15 protein-coding genes and 1 pseudogene are annotated in these 16,059 nt (G+C 70.0%); 10 read left to right on the forward strand and 6 right to left on the reverse strand.

Translation table 11 applies throughout. The annotated features are described in order from the left end of the window. Window positions 1-1,254, reverse strand: a 1,254-nt coding sequence (locus tag ACFQ7F_RS38935) for a protein kinase (RefSeq protein WP_383281789.1), incomplete at its 3' end; no start/stop codon positions are given. 401 nt (window positions 1,255-1,655) lie between these two features. Between ACFQ7F_RS38935 and ACFQ7F_RS38940 the strand changes: the two are divergent. Further along, window positions 1,656-2,138: pseudogene (locus ACFQ7F_RS38940) on the forward strand (transposase); the annotation flags it as partial. A gap of 283 nt (window positions 2,139-2,421) precedes the next feature. On the opposite strand, the gene ACFQ7F_RS38945 reads toward ACFQ7F_RS38940, so the two are convergent. The 4 genes from ACFQ7F_RS38945 to ACFQ7F_RS38960 all read right to left on the reverse strand — a co-directional run bounded on the left by ACFQ7F_RS38945 (window position 2,422) and on the right by ACFQ7F_RS38960 (window position 6,081). Then, entirely contained in the window at window positions 2,422-3,858 is a 1,437-nt protein-coding gene (locus ACFQ7F_RS38945; protein WP_383281792.1) for an amidase family protein, read from the reverse strand. Further along, window positions 3,855-5,063 (reverse strand): MAB_1171c family putative transporter, encoded by a 1,209-nt coding sequence (locus ACFQ7F_RS38950; protein ID WP_383281795.1) that lies wholly within the window; start codon window positions 5,061-5,063, stop codon window positions 3,855-3,857. Before ACFQ7F_RS38950 ends, ACFQ7F_RS38945 begins: the two co-directional genes overlap by 4 nt. Further along, entirely contained in the window at window positions 5,060-5,536 is a 477-nt protein-coding gene (locus ACFQ7F_RS38955) for a hypothetical protein (protein WP_383281798.1), read from the reverse strand. Before ACFQ7F_RS38955 ends, ACFQ7F_RS38950 begins: the two co-directional genes overlap by 4 nt. Window positions 5,537-5,607: 71 nt before the next feature. Next, window positions 5,608-6,081, reverse strand: a complete 474-nt coding sequence (locus ACFQ7F_RS38960; protein ID WP_383281801.1) for an XRE family transcriptional regulator — start codon at window positions 6,079-6,081, stop codon at window positions 5,608-5,610. 849 nt (window positions 6,082-6,930) lie between these two features. Here ACFQ7F_RS38960 and ACFQ7F_RS38965 point away from each other — a divergent pair. From ACFQ7F_RS38965 to ACFQ7F_RS38995, 7 genes are all read left to right on the forward strand, one after another. Next, window positions 6,931-7,824, forward strand: a complete 894-nt coding sequence (locus tag ACFQ7F_RS38965) for a helix-turn-helix domain-containing protein (protein WP_383281804.1) — start codon at window positions 6,931-6,933, stop codon at window positions 7,822-7,824. Between the two features lie 7 nt (window positions 7,825-7,831). Further along, complete coding sequence (locus ACFQ7F_RS38970) at window positions 7,832-8,530, forward strand: hypothetical protein (RefSeq protein WP_383281807.1); 699 nt, start codon at window positions 7,832-7,834, stop codon at window positions 8,528-8,530. Between the two features lie 139 nt (window positions 8,531-8,669). Beyond that, the gene (locus ACFQ7F_RS38975; protein ID WP_383281810.1) at window positions 8,670-9,311 is read left to right on the forward strand and encodes a WhiB family transcriptional regulator; all 642 of its coding nucleotides are present in this window, start codon (window positions 8,670-8,672) and stop codon (window positions 9,309-9,311) included. Beyond that, window positions 9,308-10,819: a hypothetical protein gene (locus ACFQ7F_RS38980; RefSeq protein WP_383281813.1), complete on the forward strand. Its 1,512-nt coding sequence runs from the start codon at window positions 9,308-9,310 to the stop codon at window positions 10,817-10,819. The genes ACFQ7F_RS38975 and ACFQ7F_RS38980 overlap by 4 nt, the downstream gene beginning before the upstream one ends. Then, complete coding sequence (locus ACFQ7F_RS38985; protein ID WP_383281816.1) at window positions 10,816-11,007, forward strand: hypothetical protein; 192 nt, start codon at window positions 10,816-10,818, stop codon at window positions 11,005-11,007. Before ACFQ7F_RS38980 ends, ACFQ7F_RS38985 begins: the two co-directional genes overlap by 4 nt. A 317-nt stretch (window positions 11,008-11,324) precedes the next feature. Continuing rightward, a complete protein-coding gene (locus ACFQ7F_RS38990) occupies window positions 11,325-11,927 on the forward strand; it encodes a plasmid mobilization protein (protein WP_383281819.1) in 603 nt (200 codons plus the stop codon). Then, the gene (locus ACFQ7F_RS38995; RefSeq protein WP_383281822.1) at window positions 11,924-13,660 is read left to right on the forward strand and encodes a relaxase/mobilization nuclease domain-containing protein; all 1,737 of its coding nucleotides are present in this window, start codon (window positions 11,924-11,926) and stop codon (window positions 13,658-13,660) included. The genes ACFQ7F_RS38990 and ACFQ7F_RS38995 overlap by 4 nt, the downstream gene beginning before the upstream one ends. 30 nt (window positions 13,661-13,690) lie before the next feature. On the opposite strand, the gene ACFQ7F_RS39000 is transcribed toward ACFQ7F_RS38995, so the two are convergent. Then, window positions 13,691-14,506 carry an SDR family oxidoreductase gene (locus tag ACFQ7F_RS39000; RefSeq protein ID WP_383281825.1) on the reverse strand — a complete coding sequence of 272 codons (816 nt, stop codon included), beginning with the start codon at window positions 14,504-14,506 and terminating at the stop codon, window positions 13,691-13,693. Between the two features lie 187 nt (window positions 14,507-14,693). Here ACFQ7F_RS39000 and ACFQ7F_RS39005 point away from each other — a divergent pair, with 187 nt between their 5' ends. Next, window positions 14,694-15,140, forward strand: a complete 447-nt coding sequence (locus ACFQ7F_RS39005; RefSeq protein WP_383281828.1) for a hypothetical protein — start codon at window positions 14,694-14,696, stop codon at window positions 15,138-15,140. A 79-nt stretch (window positions 15,141-15,219) separates the two neighbouring features. Beyond that, complete coding sequence (locus ACFQ7F_RS39010; RefSeq protein WP_383281831.1) at window positions 15,220-15,915, forward strand: hypothetical protein; 696 nt, start codon at window positions 15,220-15,222, stop codon at window positions 15,913-15,915. Window positions 15,916-16,059: the final 144 nt, after the last annotated feature.

Raw genomic sequence — 16,059 nt, forward strand, 5'->3', positions numbered from 1 at the left:
GGCCTGGGCCGTGAAGCGGGCGTGCTGGTGCCGTACGTGGAGGGTGTCCGGGTGGTCGGGGCCAAATACTCGTGTGCGGTCGCGGACCAGGTCGGTGTACAGGTCCCGTGCGGCTGCCGGGTCACCGGCCACGGCCGTGTAGAAGCCGTGCCAGTCCCGTGCGAAAAGGGTCTCGGGGTCGTCAGCGCCGAGCACCCGCATGTGGTCACGCACCAGAGCGGCATACAGATCCCGCGCGGCTGCCGCGTCACCCGCCTCGGCCAGTGCCCGTGCCTCAAGGGCGCGTTCTTGCAGGTCGGCTGTGAGGGGACGTGTCGTCGCCGGTGGTCGGAGCGGGGCGGTCGGGGCCATGGATGTCGGATTTCCGAAGCCCTCGATCACTGCAAGCGCCTTGGTGGGGAGCCAGCTTGCGGCGGCGTGGGGGGCGACGGTCCGGTCCCGATGATGTCTGAACTCCTCCAACATCTGATTCAGGGTGGGCCGCGCCTCCGGCTCTTTGGACAGGCACCGCCCCACCACGTCAGCCAGCTCGTTGGGCAGGCCGTTCAGGTTGGGCGGCTGGTACAGCGTCTGTGCCAGGACATCGCCCGCGCTCGGCCCCTCGAACGGTGCATGCCCCGTTGCCGTGAACATCATCACCGCACCCAACGCAAACACATCGCTGGCCGGCCCGGCGGCTCCCCGGATGTGCTCCGGGGCCATGAACCCCGAGGTGCCCATCACGTTCGTGGAAGCCGCACCCACCGCGTCCAGTGCCTTGGCGATCCCGAAGTCGATCACTCGCGGTCCATCAGCCGTCACCAGCACATTCGCCGGTTTCAGGTCCCGGTGCACCAACTCCGCACCATGGACCGACAACAGGGCCTCCGCGATGCCGGCCGCGACCCACCACACACCTGCCGGCGGCAGCACCCCAGCCCGCTCGATGAGAAGGTCAAGCGGCGGCGCGGCAACGAATGCGACGGCCATCCAGAGCAGTTCCGCGTCCGACGGGGACACCTCGACCACAGGCGCGGTGAACGCTCCACTCACCGCCCGAGCCGCTGATGCCTCCCGCACAAAACGCGCCCGGAAACCGTCTTCGTCCGCAAGATGCGGGCGGATCACCTTCACCGCGTACAACCGCGTGCCGAGGCCACGAGCCAGGTAGACGCGGCCCATTCCGCCCTGCCCCAATAACCGCAACACCGTATACGGACCCACCATCGTCGGGTCCCGGCCGTCCAGTGGACTGCCCCACATCACATCCGCCACAAAGCCCCCATCACGCGAACTGACCGCCCACGGCCCATCATTGCCGAATCGAGGAGATCATCGCCACCACCGAGTACGACTACTTCGCAGCGGCACTGCCGCTGATGGACCGGTATTGGCTCAGATGCAGACGCGGCTCACCACCGCGTCCAGCCCAGGCCCCAACGAACCGAGAAGCCGGCCGCGAATTCTGGTGTTGACCGCAGTCGCTGGTCGAGCTTGCCGAACGGCGCCGCCTGTTCGCCAAGGAAACCAGCTCCGACGTCGGCTACGCCCATTACCTTCCGAGTAGAGCCCGAACTGGGCTCGTGGCCTCTGGGGCCGGTATGGCTCGTTGACCCTGTCGTTGATGATCCGGGGGGTGCTGCCGCCGGTCCTGGCGGCACCGGATGGTTGCTGAGATCGTCTCCGGCCTGGCCCAGTCCCTGGCCCTCGTCCTCAAGCGCCGCGAGATGCTCGAGACCCGCATCGCCACCCTGCTGGGGACCCACCCTCTCGCGAAGGTCCTGACCTCCATGCCCGGGGTCGCGGTCAGGACCGGTGCCCGCATTCTGGCCGAGGTCGGCGACGCCAGCGCGTTCCCCACCGCCGCCCACCTGGCCTCCTACGCGGGACTGACCCCCACCACCCACCACTCGGGCACCTCCATCCGCGGCGAAGAACCGCCCCGCGGCGGCAACAAACAGCTCAAACGAGCCCTGTTCCTGGCCACGTTCGCCTCGCTCAACAGCCCCGAATCGAGGACCTACTACGACAAGAAGCGCGCAGAGAAGAAGCGCCACAACGCCGCCCTCATCTGCCTCACCCGCCGCCGCGTCGACGTGCTCTTCGCGATGCTCCGCGACAGCGCCCTCTACCAACCGCGACACGAACAAGCAGCCTGACCACGCCCACAGACCTTGATCGAACAGATAGAAGCACCCCCCTGCCAGATCACCCCGCTGCACGCCCAGAAGAACGACCCGCCCACCCGACAGCCACAAGATCGAGCGGGACAGCCCTTAGTGAGCCGGTCTTGAGTTACTGCGACACCACGTGAGGTGCGGCCGGCACCAAGCGGCGGGTCAACGCGGTGCCGATCACGCAATCGGTGATGCCGAATCTCAAAATCGGCACACTAGTGCTGCGCCTCCGTTGGCCGGTCCGCGTCCCCCCAGGCCAACGGTGTCAGAGACTGATTCCCTCGGTCACCCCTCCCTGCCGCAACGCCAGGTATTCGGCCAGTGCGAGCAAGGTGCGCTCTGAATAGGCCGGTCCCACGAGCTGTACGCCGAGCGGGAGGCCGTCCACATTCCGACCGACGGGTACGACGAGGCTGGGCAGCCCGACGTGGCTGGTGAGGTTGGCCCAGCCGGTCTGGTCGAAGAAGCTCCGCTCGACGCCGTCGACCGTGAGGGAGCGGGAGCCGGCCGGGATCGCCGCGGTGGGAGCGGCCGGAGTGATGAGGACATCGTGCCCGGCGTCGGCGAAGAACCGGTGCCACGTCCCCCGAAGCCGGAGGCGCTCCTCGTTGGCGCGGAGCCAGGAGCGGTGTGTCTGCGTTCGGTGGCGGAGGAAGGCGGCCCGTGGGCTCGCGTCATCCTCGGGCAGGTCACGCGCCGCCGCGAGTTCGGCTGCGCCGGCGTCATCGTCGGAAGCGGCCGTCGTGGTGGCATGAAGGAGCTGCTCGAAGAGGCGGAGAGAGTCAGCGAAGCCAACCGGCCCCACGGTCCGGCGGACACTGACGCCGGCGGAAGCCAGCGTCAGTTCGAGGGCGGCGAGAGCGTCGGCGGAATTACGGTCGACGGGGCAGCTCTCGTCCTCGGCCCACACCGCGACGCGGAGCCGGCCGATCGGGCGCCGCGCTGTGGGCAGCTTGACATTCCAGGGGCTGTTCTCGGCGGGTGACGGCGTCGTCAGCGCGTCGAGGAGCAGGTCGATGTCGCGGGGGTGGCGGGCCAGGGGGCCCGGGGTGACCATGTCGCTGCTGGTGATCCATCCCGGCGGTCGGGGAATGTGGCCGCGCGCTGGCACGAGTCCATGCGTGGGGCGCAGCCCGTAGACGCCGCAGTAGTGAGCCGGAAGCCGAAGTGAGCCAGCGAGGTCGCTGCCAAGGTCGGCGGGAGTCAGGTAGGCGGCGACTGCGGCGGCGGGGCCGCCGGAGGAGCCGCCGACGGTGCGCTCAGGATCGTGGGGGTTGAGTGTGCGGCCGAACAGGCTGTTGTCGGTGTGCAGGTCCTGGCAGTACGCTGGCGTATTCGTCTTGCCCATGATCACGGCGCCTTGATGGCGAAGACGGGCGACCGCATCGGCGTCCCGTGCGGGTACGTGATCCGCCAGGTCCTCGGCGCCGCTGGTGGTGCGCAGGCCGGCCGTCTCGAAGCTGTCCTTGATCGTGAGGGGAAGGCCGTCGAGGGTCCCGCTGCTCTCGTTGCGGGCGCGGCGTTCGTCTGCCGCTCGCGCTGCGGCTCGGGCCGCGCCGTCGTCGCGGGTGACGACGGCGTTGACGTGGCTGGCGTCGATCCGGGCAAGGTGGAGGTCGAGCAGCTCACGGCTGGAGATCTCGCGGCGCTCCAGTGCCTGGAGCTGGAGATGGGCGGGCTGGTGGGTGAGGCCGGTCGTCATGCGGAGACTCGCTCAAGGTGGGGGGCTCGTGCGGGCTGGCGGGGCAGGTGGCGAGCGACGTCGAGGAGAGCATTGAGGTCGTCCGTGGGCCCGCTGGTCTGGCGTGCGGAGTCGGCGAAGTCGGTGAGCTGGTCGGGGGCCGGGTGGGCGCCTTCGGCCCGGGCGGCGATTCCGGCCAGGATCTGGTCGGCTGTGACGGCGGCCGACAGCTCTTGGCCGTGAAGCCCTCGGGCCTGGTGATGGGTTTCGCTGGTCTCGCGGACTGCGGCATCGAGGTATTGGCGGATCACGAACCGGCCGTCCCGGATCTCGACTACTCGGCGGTAGAGCCGGATCGAGATGCGGCGGAAACGTCGCCTCTGGGCCGGGTCGACCCGGCCGATCGACAGCTCGATCTCGGGCGCTTCGCTGTAGAACGTCAGCCACAGGGGGCGGAGGCCGTAGTAGCTGCGGTACTGCTTGATCCGGTGCTTAAGGCTCTGGGCCAGGTCACTGATCGTGGGCACGAGCCATCCGATGAGCGTGAGCATGGCACCGGCATCGCCGCAGGTCCAGGCGAAGCCCTCCCATTGTGCGAGGGAGGTATCGAAGACGCCGGCGATCACGTTGCCGATGCGGACCGCGCTGTATCCGAGGGTGACGGTGGCCCCGAGGGCGACGATGCGCAGGCCGTAGCGGACGGACCCGCGGGTGCTGCGGCGGGCCAGGAGCCAGCAGGCGCGCGCGAGGAACAGCTCCCCGATGGTGTAGGCGGTGACGTACAGGGTGAGGTACGCGGCGTACCAGTCGTCGTGCGCGTAGTACAGCGTGAAGTCGATCGGATGAGGCGCGCTGGGCGTCAGCAGGGCGAACAGCACCAGCAGCCCGGCGATCACCGCGAAGCCGGCCCCGAGCCACCGGCGGCTCCGTCGGCGGGCGACCTCGGGTGGGGATCCCCAGTAGGTGAGGACCACCTGCTGGCAGGCCAGGAGCGCGACCACGCAGCCTTGCGCGAGGGGCACGGAAAGGTTGACGGTGCCGAGCACGCGGTCGAGGTGGTTCCAGATCGGCGTGATGGAGAACAGGAACGACAGTCCCGACAGCAGGAAGACGGCGGCCAACGCGGTGGAGGCGGGGTCTCGGCGGCGGGTCGGCACGTCCCGCAGGAGGCAGAGGAAGCCGAGCGTGGCGACGACGAGGCTGATCGGATGGAGCAGGTCCTTCACGGCCGGGCCTCCCGTCGACGCAGCAGCGTGTGCGTGACCCGGTCCTGAACCGCGTCCCCGGAGGACTCGTCGCTGCGCAGCCACCGGTCGATGATCCGGCGCTGGAGCAGCGACGCGAGGAGTTCGGTATCCCGCTCCTCGTCCTCTTCATACTTCGTGCGCCCCAACATCATCTCCACGGTGCCGGGGCCCACGCTGGTGAAGATCGTCGAGGCGAGCGCGGACGTCGGGCGGCTCTCGTGATGGCCGAGCAGCAGGTGGCTGAACTCGTGGGCGATGATGTGGTCCTGGTGCAGGTAGCTGGTCCGCGGGTCGTAGTACACACGGAATACACTCTCCGTGACGACGCAGGCCCCGCACACCGAGGGCACCTGCTCTCGGGGCTCCAGGACCACCGTCCGCCCCGTGCGGCGAGAGACCTCGTCGCTGAGATCGCGGATATTGGTGACGTACGGGAGCTTCAACTCGGCCAAAAGGTCAGGCCGGCGCACCCTTCGTGCAGACCACATTAATTTCCTTCGATCACTTACTGAACTCAGGCCGTTTACGCGCCAGTTGAGGGCGGCAGCCCCTCGGACTTTCGTACGCTCTCGACGATCCCCAGGACGGCTTCTTTTCCGTCTGCGGAGACGTCGGATAGGCGAAGAAGAACGTCTTTGATCTTCGCGTCGCGAAGCAGCGCGAGCAACTCAAGCTCCTGCACGGTCTTTTCAGCGACAGCGTCGTCGAACCAATAGGCGGGATCCACACCGAAAAACCCTGCGAGCGCTTCGAGATGGCGCTTCGTCGGGTTATCGCGCTGCCCCGTTCGCAGGAGCCACAGGTACTGGGCCGACAGCTTGCCCAGTCCCTGCTTCTCCATCCGTTCGGCCACTTCAGCGTTGCTGAAGGGACCGCGGTCGGGCGGGTGCACCGCGTCGAACAGGCGGTTAAGACGGTCCATGAGCCCCTTGGGAGTCACCTGACCTTCGGCCATCTCTTCCATGATCCTTTCCCGGGCGGGCTTCTTCGTATCCACTTCAACCACCCTACCCCGCGATAAACACCAGTTGACGAGCCGATCCCACGTATGGAAAGTTCTTCCTCGCCAGCACGTTTACGTGTGGCACACACCACCCCTTTAGGGCGGCCCGTCCGTTCTACCGGCCGGAGCGCGCCGGGCGACGTGGCGCGAGCCACATTAGCCCGGCGACATATGTCACGTGTAGCACGCAAGGATTTGATCTTCGACCGGAAAGCGCGGAGGCGGCAGTGGAAACACCTCATCCACATCGCATTTCCGCCGTGGGAAATACCAGACACCCATTCCAATTCGGACACACTGGCACGATTTCGATATTCGGGGCAACCGCGGCAACGGTGCTCCTCGATGTCGGACGGCAGTACGCACCGAAGCCCACAGGCGGCTCCGGCGGCAGGCCATGTGGTGACTCTCTGCAACCAGTACAGAGTTTAAGAACCAAGTCTGGATCTTGACGCGGGTCCGTGCGTATGTTCGTCACCCCCGGGCAGCCCGCCCGCGACAACGGACGGGAGGAGCCCGCGAGCACGGACCGGACCGAGAAGGTCCCGTAAAACAGCGACGGCGCCCGAGAGAGTAACTCCCGGACGCCGAACGCTAAGCGGCATACCCGCCCCGGCAAGGGCGGAGATTGCCCACCATCACCACGCTGAGTCCTTCCACGGGCGCACCAGCGTGGCAACACTGCAAACGGGAGTATCGCATGTCTCCTGCCCGGCGCAAAAGGCCGTTCCGCCTGGCCTGCACGGCAGTCATCTCCGTCTCGGCGCTTCAGAGCCCCGAGCCGGACCACACCATCCTGGCCCGGGCGAACCGCCGGCCCCGCCTTGTGAGCGGGAGCGGCCGATGAGCGTCGATTCCCGCGAATGGGTGTGGGAGCACAGTTCCAGCCGGGGCACCGCGCGCCTGGTCCTGCTGTCGATCGCCGACCGGGTCCCCGACAAGCAGTGCGTCGCCTGGGCCTCCATGGCAAGTCTGGTCGAGCGGACCAACGCATCGCGCACCGCCGTCCGCGCGGCGCTCCGGGCTCTCGCCAACGGCGACGAGCTGGAGCTGCTCGTCGACTACCAGGGCCCGCTTCGGACCATGGTCTACCGCCTGCGCCGCGCCGCCGCCTTCCAAGCCAAGATCGAGGCGGCCAGGGCGGAAGACCCGGACGCACACGTCGAACCGTCCGACGCGGATCCGGTGCCCGAGCTGCAGCCGGAAAAGCTCCAGCGGCACGGGATCTGGCCCAAGAAGGGCGCGGATTCCACACCCTCGCCACGGAATCCAGCCGGTGCGGATTCCGCACCCCCGCGACGGATTCCGCACCCCCGACGGGCAGGAATCCGCACCCCCGACGGTGCGGATTCCACACCCCAGAACCGTAGTGAACCGAAGGTGAACCGTAGGTACAGCAGTAGGGGTACCTCCCTCACCCCGGCCGCGGAGTGGCAGGTCGACCCAGACACCCACGCCTGGGCCCGTCGGCAGGGGCACCTCGACCGGCTCGGCGAGGCGGGTCTGCAAGCAGCCGACGCGAAGTGGCGGGCCCACCGCGCCGACTTCAAGCCGCGAACGGCGGGGGCCTGGGCTGCCGACTGGCGCTCCTGGGTCGCCCGGGAGCGCCCACCGGGCCGCCCGGCCCTCTACGCCCTGCCCGGCAAAGCCACCTCCCAGCCGGGCGGCATGACTCGGGCCGAGGCGCACCAAGCCGCCCTCCTCGCCGCTCTCGACGAGCCGACCGGAACGGAATAGCCACACCGTGGACCGCCGCGAAATCGCCGCTCTGCTGGCCTACATCGGCCGACTCGACCCCCGCACCAGCCGCATCGAGGGCGAGGCCCGCGACCAGCTCGCCCAGTGGCACGAACTGCTCGGCGACGTGCCGATGGCGACGCCGCACGGCTGGGACGCCCGCATCGCTGCCCGCCAGCACATCCGCCTCTCGCCGTACCCGATCCTGCCCGCCGACGTAGCCCGCCCCTGGGAGAGCTACCGCCGCGACCGGCTAGGCCGGCACACCGACCCCACGCCGTCCGTCGACCCGGACGATCAGGCGGCCTGGACCGCCGAGCTGGTCGGCACCCGGCACGCAGTGGCCACCGGTACCGCTCAGCCCGAGCAGTACCGTGCCATCGCCAGCGGGCAGGCCGACCCGAGGCTGGCGGCACGGCTGCGGGAGGTCGGCTCCTGTATCCCGCCCGCTGCCCGAGCTGCCCTGGCGCCCTACCGGCCCGCCCAAGCGGCACGCGAGGCGGCCATCGCTCAGGGCCAGCCCGACGCCCTGAGCATCCGCTGCGAGTGGTGCCTGGCCCCGCCCGGCGAGCCCTGTCGGCGCAGGCGGATCGGCCCCGACGGAGGAGCACGCGGAACCGCCCTGCGCGCCACTCCGCACCCCGGCCGCCTCGACCTTGCCGCCGCCCAGCAGACCACGCAGGTCCCGCAGTCCGCCGTGGCCTGACCTACGCGCAAGGCCGGTGCACCACCACACCGCCGTCCGCCCCGGCTGCGGCCACCGCCCTCGCGCCGCAGCCGACACCCGACGCCCCGACCCTCCCCGCCCTCTAACGGACCGACGCGGCAGCACAACGGAGACCACCATGCGCCACATCACCACCCACGACGCGCCGACCACCGGCCTGCGCGGGATCGGCGACACCAGCTGGCACACCAGCGGCATGTGCCACGGCATGGACGTCGAGGACGCCGATGCGGTGTTCTTCCCGCTGCCCCGGGACCACCAAGCCATCGCCGAGGCAAAAGAGTTGTGCGGCCTGTGCTCGGTGCGCCGCGACTGCCTCGACTTCGCCCTGCAGAACGTCCTCAAGGAGGGCGTCTGGGGCGGCCTCACCGAAGCCGAACGGCGCCCCTGGCACGACGGACTGCACCAGCGCCTCGACTACCAGCGCGTGACGGCCTTCTTCCGGGGACGCGACGTACACCTGACCGAGACCGAGCGTCAGATCGTCATCGACCACGCCTACGTGCGCGGCTGGCGGCCCGACCGGCTCGCCGCGGCTCTACAGATCAGCCACAAGCACGCCCGTGACCTGCTCCGGCAGGCAGCCAACAAGGTCTTCGACCGCGACCGCACCTACGGCGTGCCCCGGCCCAAGAAGACGCGGAAGAAGCCCGCCCCGCCCGCGGGAAACCCCGCACCCGCCAAGCCCGGCACGCGGCAGGCGGTGCCCCGAACCGCGGCGTCGAACCCGGCGCCAGCCCCTCTCGGAAAGGCCGCATGACCCGCTTCCTGGCCCTCGGCACCACTCCGGACCTCCCTCTCCACCTCGCCATCGGCGTGCCCGCCGTCCTGGTCCTCGTGCTGAGCGCCTGGGCGATCCGGCACCGAGGCGCGCGTCCGCAGAAGCGTCTCAGCAGCCCGGCGGTCAAGGTCGCCGCCGTGGCCGCCTTCGGCTGCACCGCCTATAGCGCGGACACCTCGTGGCGCTTCGCGGCCGACTTCCTCGACATGGCCGGAACCGCCGAGCGGGCCGGCATGTTCGCCGCGGCCGAACTCGCGCTCTTCGCGACCGCGCTGATGGCCCGGCAGAACCTGGCCGCTCAGGGGGCGCCCGGCCTGCCGGGCACGCTGGTCTGGGTGATCACTGGTGTGCAGGTGATCCCCGCCTTCGCCGAGAGCGGTCCCGTCGGCGGCACCGTCCGGGCTTTCGTCGGGCCGGTCATGGCAGCGATGCTGTGGCACCTCGCCATGGGTATCGAACTGCGCCTGCGTACCCCGGGCGCCGCCTCCCACGGGCTGATCGCCGTGCTGGGCCGGGAGGTACGCGAGCGGCTGCTGTCCCGCATGGGCATCGCTGCGCGGGACCGCGACGCCGCGCAGATCACCCGGGACCGTGCCACCACCCGGGCGGTCGCCTTGGCCGCTCGGCTCGCCGAGCGCACACCCGAGCAGCAGCAGAGCTGGCGCGGTCGTCGGCTCACACGGCGCCTGTCGAAGGTGGTCGCCAGAGCCTCGGTCGGCACCGACCCTCTCCAGCGCGCGCAGCTGCTCGACCAGCTCGCCGCCCGCCGGCACGCACTAGCGCTCGCCACGATCCCGCTGCCCTCGCCGTGGTCCCCGGCGCACAGCACCACACCGGCAGCCCCGGTCCCCTCGAAGGTGCCGGTCCCCGTAGCCGGTCCCGACGAGCCGGACGGGGACCGGGGACCGAGCCCCGCGCGGGGACCGGTCCCCGAAAGCGCGGACGCGATGGAGTCATCAAGCGCGGGGACCGAGGGCAACGATGCGGGGACCGGTGTGAGGACCGAGGTCCCTGGAACTGCCGCGGTCCCGGGGGCCGGTCCCGGCAGCCCGGAAGCCTCGGCGGGGGACGCCGGAAGCGTGGGGACCGGCCTTTCTACGCGAAAAGTAGCTGCTCAGGTCCCCGATACGCATCGGGGACCGAGCACCAGCGAGTCGGGGACCGAGCCCAACGGGGACCGGGGACACAAGGTCCCTCTCCGGCGGAAGACGGCCACGAAGAACAAGGGGAAGCGCGGCCGGTCCCGCACTCCGCAGGCGCAGCGCCCGCCACGCGAGCTGGACTCGTCGGAGCGCCTGCTTGTGCGCGAGGTCCGCCCCCACGTGCCCGCCCTGCTCGACCGGGACGGCAACGAAGCGATCACCCGGGTTCAGCTGCGGGAAATCATCCGCCGCGAGGGGCTGACGGGCTGCCGGAACGACCGAATCAGCCTCGTCCTCCAGGGGTTGAGGAGCGAGGACACCACGACGACAAGGAGCACCGGATGAAGACCTGCCACCAGTTCGAGACCGCGCGGGCGGAGTACGAGCGGGAGATCGGCTTCATGCTCGCCCACTCCAAGCGGCACGAGGGCAGGGCGGCGGCGAAGTCCAGCGCGAAGCAGGCTGCTGCGACGAAGCAGCGGATGGCCCGGGCGCTCAGCAGCCACGTCGGACGCTGCCCCGAGTGCGGCTGACCGGCAAAACCCCAGCTCAACTCCCCTACCACCATGGGTGGCTCGGCTTCGCGCCGGGCCACCGCCCTACTCCAGGAGGCCGCTGTGATCCCGGGTCCCACTCGCTCGTCCGAGCCCACGACCGCCGAGGCCAGCGCCTGGGCGGACGTACTGGTCCGCCTATCCCTCGTGCACGCCGCGGTCCATGCCCCGACCGGCTAGTGGCTCATCCAGCACACCCCCGGCGGGCCCGTCCGCGTCCTCACTGGACCGGCCAATGTCGTCGAACTTGCCGCCACCATCCAGCACCGCATCCGCTCCACGAGGACCGAATCCCGATGACGAACCCGAGCACGAACGGCACCACCCCGGAAACTGATCCCGACTTCAACTCAGTCTCAGGGCGAGCAAGTTGGGGCGGAAGCGTAGCTTCCGCCAAACCCGCCCCCGAGGGGGCGGGAGTAGACCTGCACCGGGGGGCGCAGGTCCTTCGGGCTTCGACCGGGGGCGGATCGAAGCCCGAGCAGGAGGAGAATCAAACCGCGTCTCGTGCCCGCCAGCGCCCGCGCCAGTCGCCCCAGAATAAGCGCCTGCATCAGCCCAACACACGCTTCAACGAAGAAGAGTTCACCCTGATCAAGTCCGCCGCCGCCCGGTGCCATCTGTCCGTCGCCGGATTCCTCGCCCGCTCCGCGCTCGCCACCGCCCGCGACATCGACCGCACCAGCATCGAGATCGCCACCGAGCGCGACATCGTCTCCGCGTTGTTCGACAGCCGGCGGAAGCTCGGCTGGGCCGGCAGCAATCTCAACCAGGTAGTCAGGGCGCTCAACTCCGGTGCGGACGTTCCCCAGCTCGAAGCCGCCGTCGCCGCCGTCCGGCGTGCCGCCGACACCACGCACGAAGCCGCCACGCGGCTGATCGAAGCCAACGGCTCATGATCCCCAGCGTCAACCGGGCCGGGGCGGACACCAGAGGTCTCCTCTACTACCTCTACGACACCGGCAAGCACGAGGACCACATCGACCCCCGCCTCATCGCCTCCTTCGATGGCATGTCCCCCGACCCCGGCCGCGACCCGAACGGCCTCACGGACCTCCAGCGGCTCCTGGACCAGCCCATGATGGCCCTCGCCCAGCACGCCCGCCCGGCCAAGCACGTATGGCACACCTCCGTACGCGCCGACCCCGGCGACCGGATCCTGTCTGACGCGGAGTGGGCCGGCATCGCCCGCCGTATCGTCGCCGCCACCGGCATCGACCCCGGTGACGGAGAGCCTGGCTGCCGCTGGGCCGCCGTACGCCACGCCGACGATCACATCCACATTGTCGCCACCCTCGTCACCGAGGACGGCCATCGCCCCGACGACTTCCGCTCCGGTACCCGCGCCCAGGCCGAAGCCCGGCTCATCGAAAAGGAACTCGGCCTTCACCAGGTCGCGCCCGGCGACGGCACCGCCGCACAGCGGCCCACCAGCGCGGAGCGCCACAAGGCCGAACGTCAGGGCCGCGAGCGCACCGCCCGCGAGGAACTGCGCGAAACCGTACGGCGCGCGGTGACCGGTGTACGAAGTGACGATGAGTTCTTCGACCGGCTCACTGCCGCCGGACTCCTGATCCGAAAGCGCGAAGCGCCCTCCGGTGACCTGCTCGGATACAAGGTCGCTCTGCCCGACGACCTGAACAAGGACGGCCAGCCGGTGTTCTACCCCGGCGCCCGCCTGGCCCCCGACCTGTCACTGCCCCGCATCCGCGAGCGCTGGTCCGGCGACGCCCAGGACACCCCACCCACAACCCGGCGGGAGGAAATGATCCGTACCGGGCCGGGCAGCGCCGCCGCCGCGCGCCGCAGGACGGCCTCTGCCGGATGGCAGGCGGTGCTCGTCATCGAGCACGGAGAGGACGCGGTCGTCGCCGCCCACATCGCAGCAACCGGCGAGGTCCTGGACGCCCTCGCCAAGACATCCGCTGCCCACACCCGGCGCGAACTCCGCGATGCCGCAACGGCCTTCGAGCGAGCCTCGCGCTCCCACATCCGCGCCGTACGCGGGCACGACCGGGCGCTGCGGCAGGCCGCCCGCGACCTCATCCGGGGCGGCCCCGCCCTCGGCCGCGGTGAAGACGGTGCCACCACGGCGATGGCGATCGACATGCTGGTCTTCCTCATCACCGCCGCTGCGCACTGGCACGCCAGGAAGGGCCACGCTCAGCAGGCCGAAGCCGCCACCCGGGCCGCCACGCATCTGCGCACCGCCTACCAGGCCGCCGCCGCACACCCCCTCAGCGTGCTCCACCAGCGAGGGCGGAGGCTGAGCCAGCCGGTGCTCCAGCGGCAGACGATCCTGCTGCGTAAGGCGCTGCCGGGGCTCGCTGAAAAGATCCTGGCCGAACCCGGATGGCACGCCCTGGCCGCGACCATCACCGACGCCGAAGCCGCCGGCCACGACCCTGCAGCGCTCCTGTCCCACGCGGTAGAGCGCCGCGAACTCGACACCGCGGACTCGGTCAGCGACGTGCTGATATGGCGACTGCGGCGCCTGGCCGATCTGCCAGCCGACGCAACCGGGATGCCGGAGAACAGCACGGCAAAGAGCCCGACTGCCGCGCGCCCGCCGGCCCGCACCGCCGCTTCTGGCCGCCGTTTTGGTGAAGAGGCGCCGGGCAATACCCGATGAGCCCGCCGCAGGTGCGACTGCGCTTGCGCGTCAGAGGAACTCGTGGACGCCGCGCAATCTGGTACGCAGCTTGCCCTGGGTTGCACGGCTGTCGAGGCGGACGTCAAGGGCGCCAGGAAGCGCGGTGGCTGCCCGAAGACCCTCCGGCAGACGGGAAGACTCGAGCCCGTCGCGCTGGGCGATGAGAACACCCAGGCCGTGACGGCTCACGGCGTCGGCACCTGCAAGGTGGTGGATGCCGCGCGCGTCGGTAGAAGCCAGCTCCAGCAGGGCGGCGGCTAGGTCACCGACATGCACCGGGCAGCGGATGTCGTCGGTGAACAGGGATCCGCTTCGGCTCCCTGTCGCGAGGTCGTGGACGAGACGGACGTGCTCGGACTGGATTCCGCCGATGATCAGTGAGGTACGGGCGACGGCGGCGTCCGGGGCCAGAAGCCGGATGCCGGTCTCCGCCGCGGCCTTCGCGGCGCCGTAGGGGGTGACGGGATCAGGGAGGCTGGATTCGTCGTAGTGGACGCGGGCGCCGGAGAACACGTCGTCACTGCTGACGTGAACGAGACGGCAGTTGTGCTTCGCCGCGGCCATCGCCAGACGGACGGAACCTTCGGCCGTGACGGCCCAGTTGGCGCTGCCGCTGCTCGCGTTGATGACCAGGCAGGGGGCGAGCGAGGCGACGACCTCCTCGACACGGTCGCCGTCCCGCAGGTCCAGGCCGTACCAAGTGGCCTCCGGGTTGTTGCCCGGCCTGGTCGCGAAGGTCGCGGCGGTGGGATGCCCGGCGGCAGATGCCTGACGGACCAACTCGGTGCCCAGGAAACCGCTGCCGCCGACGATGAGGACAGTCATGGCACGCCACGGTAGACGGTCCCCGCATCGATGGACGCGCCTCGCCCAGAGCTGGCACCGACCTCTGGGAGCGAGGAAACGCCCTGTGACCTGCCTGAAGGTGACTGTGGACTTTGTGAATTGAAACCGCCAGGGGCGTAGGGCACGATCATGACGCGAGCAGGACGAGGAGAGGGAGGACGCCAGGGTGTTTCACCGAATACGCCGCCGGGCTAAGGAGCCCAGCGAGGCGCAGCGCCGACTCGCCGAGCTGCATGCCCGCATGCAGGACCAGGTCCCGCCCGGGATCGGGGTGCCGCCGGCCGAGCCGGAGCGCACCGAGCCGACAACCGCGCTGGCGGACGACTTCCTTCCGCCGGAGCTGCGAGTGCCCAGCCACGACCAGCTCGACGGCAGGATGATGCCGTGGAAGCAGCCGCTGGTCCTCGACGGTGAGATGGTCGCCTGCGCCGAGTGCGACGCGTACCGGGACTGGCTCATCCTCTCCACCCGCGACCAGATCTGGCTGCGCTGCCGGGTCGGCCACCAGCAGCAGGAGACCCGCCTCGACACCGCCTGGTTCAACCGGAACTTCGGACCGGCGGACGCGACGCACGCCACGTTCGAGGACGGCCTGCGCCACCTCGGGCACTGACCCCCACTCCTACGACCCCACCGGGCCCGCAGGCCCGCACTGACCACCCGTCACCTAGCACCAAGGGGTCAGTTCCGTCATGCGCGTTCGCGTCACCACCACCGCCCTCGGCATCACCGCCGCCCTCCTTACCCTGCCCGCCTGCACCACCAACACCGCCGGCACCAAACCCGACACCGCGCCCTCCGCCCGTGCCGGGAAGCGGGCCGATGCAGCCCAGCGGGCTACTCCGCTCACGTCGGCCGCGCTGGAAACGCGCCTGCTCGACCAGAGCGACCTCGGCTCCGGCTACCTGCGTAAGCCGGAACGTCCCGCCCGGCACGACGACGTCACCGTCATCGGCTGCCCGGCCCTGAGCGAGCTGGGCGACGACGCGGCGACCGGCGGCACGCTCGCCTTCCCCCGCAAGGCGAAGGCAGACTTCACCTACGGCGGCAGTAGCTCCGAGATCGCTGAGGAGCTGTACAGCGACAGTGCCAACAAGCTGTCGGACGGCATCGGCCGTATCTTCGACGCCATGACGGGATGCCCCACGTATCAGGTCGTCGCGGGCGGCACTCCGATCGATATGGCTTCGCAGAAGCTGCCCGCGCCCCACAGCCTCGGCGACGAGCAGTGGAGCCAGCTCCTGACGTTCACAGCCGGAGGACGCAGCACCGTGGTCAAGCAGACCGCGATCCGCGACGGCAGTCTGCTGCTGATCGTCTCCGTCTCCCCGACCCTCGTCGACCGCCAACTCGACAAGGCCCTCACCAAGGCCACGGCAACGAGCTAACCCTTCCACCCACCAAGCTGCTACCCCCGGACCACCATGGGTCGGGGGCAGCAGCGCGTTAGTGGCCGACCCGCTGAGCGGCGCGAGCAGCTTGGCCAGGCATCCAGGCCCGGGAAGCACGAAGCCCGGCGCTCTCCCAGTGGG

Origin of the sequence: Streptomyces sp. NPDC056486 (assembly GCF_042795295.1) — a bacterium.
Classification (GTDB): domain Bacteria; phylum Actinomycetota; class Actinomycetes; order Streptomycetales; family Streptomycetaceae; genus Streptomyces.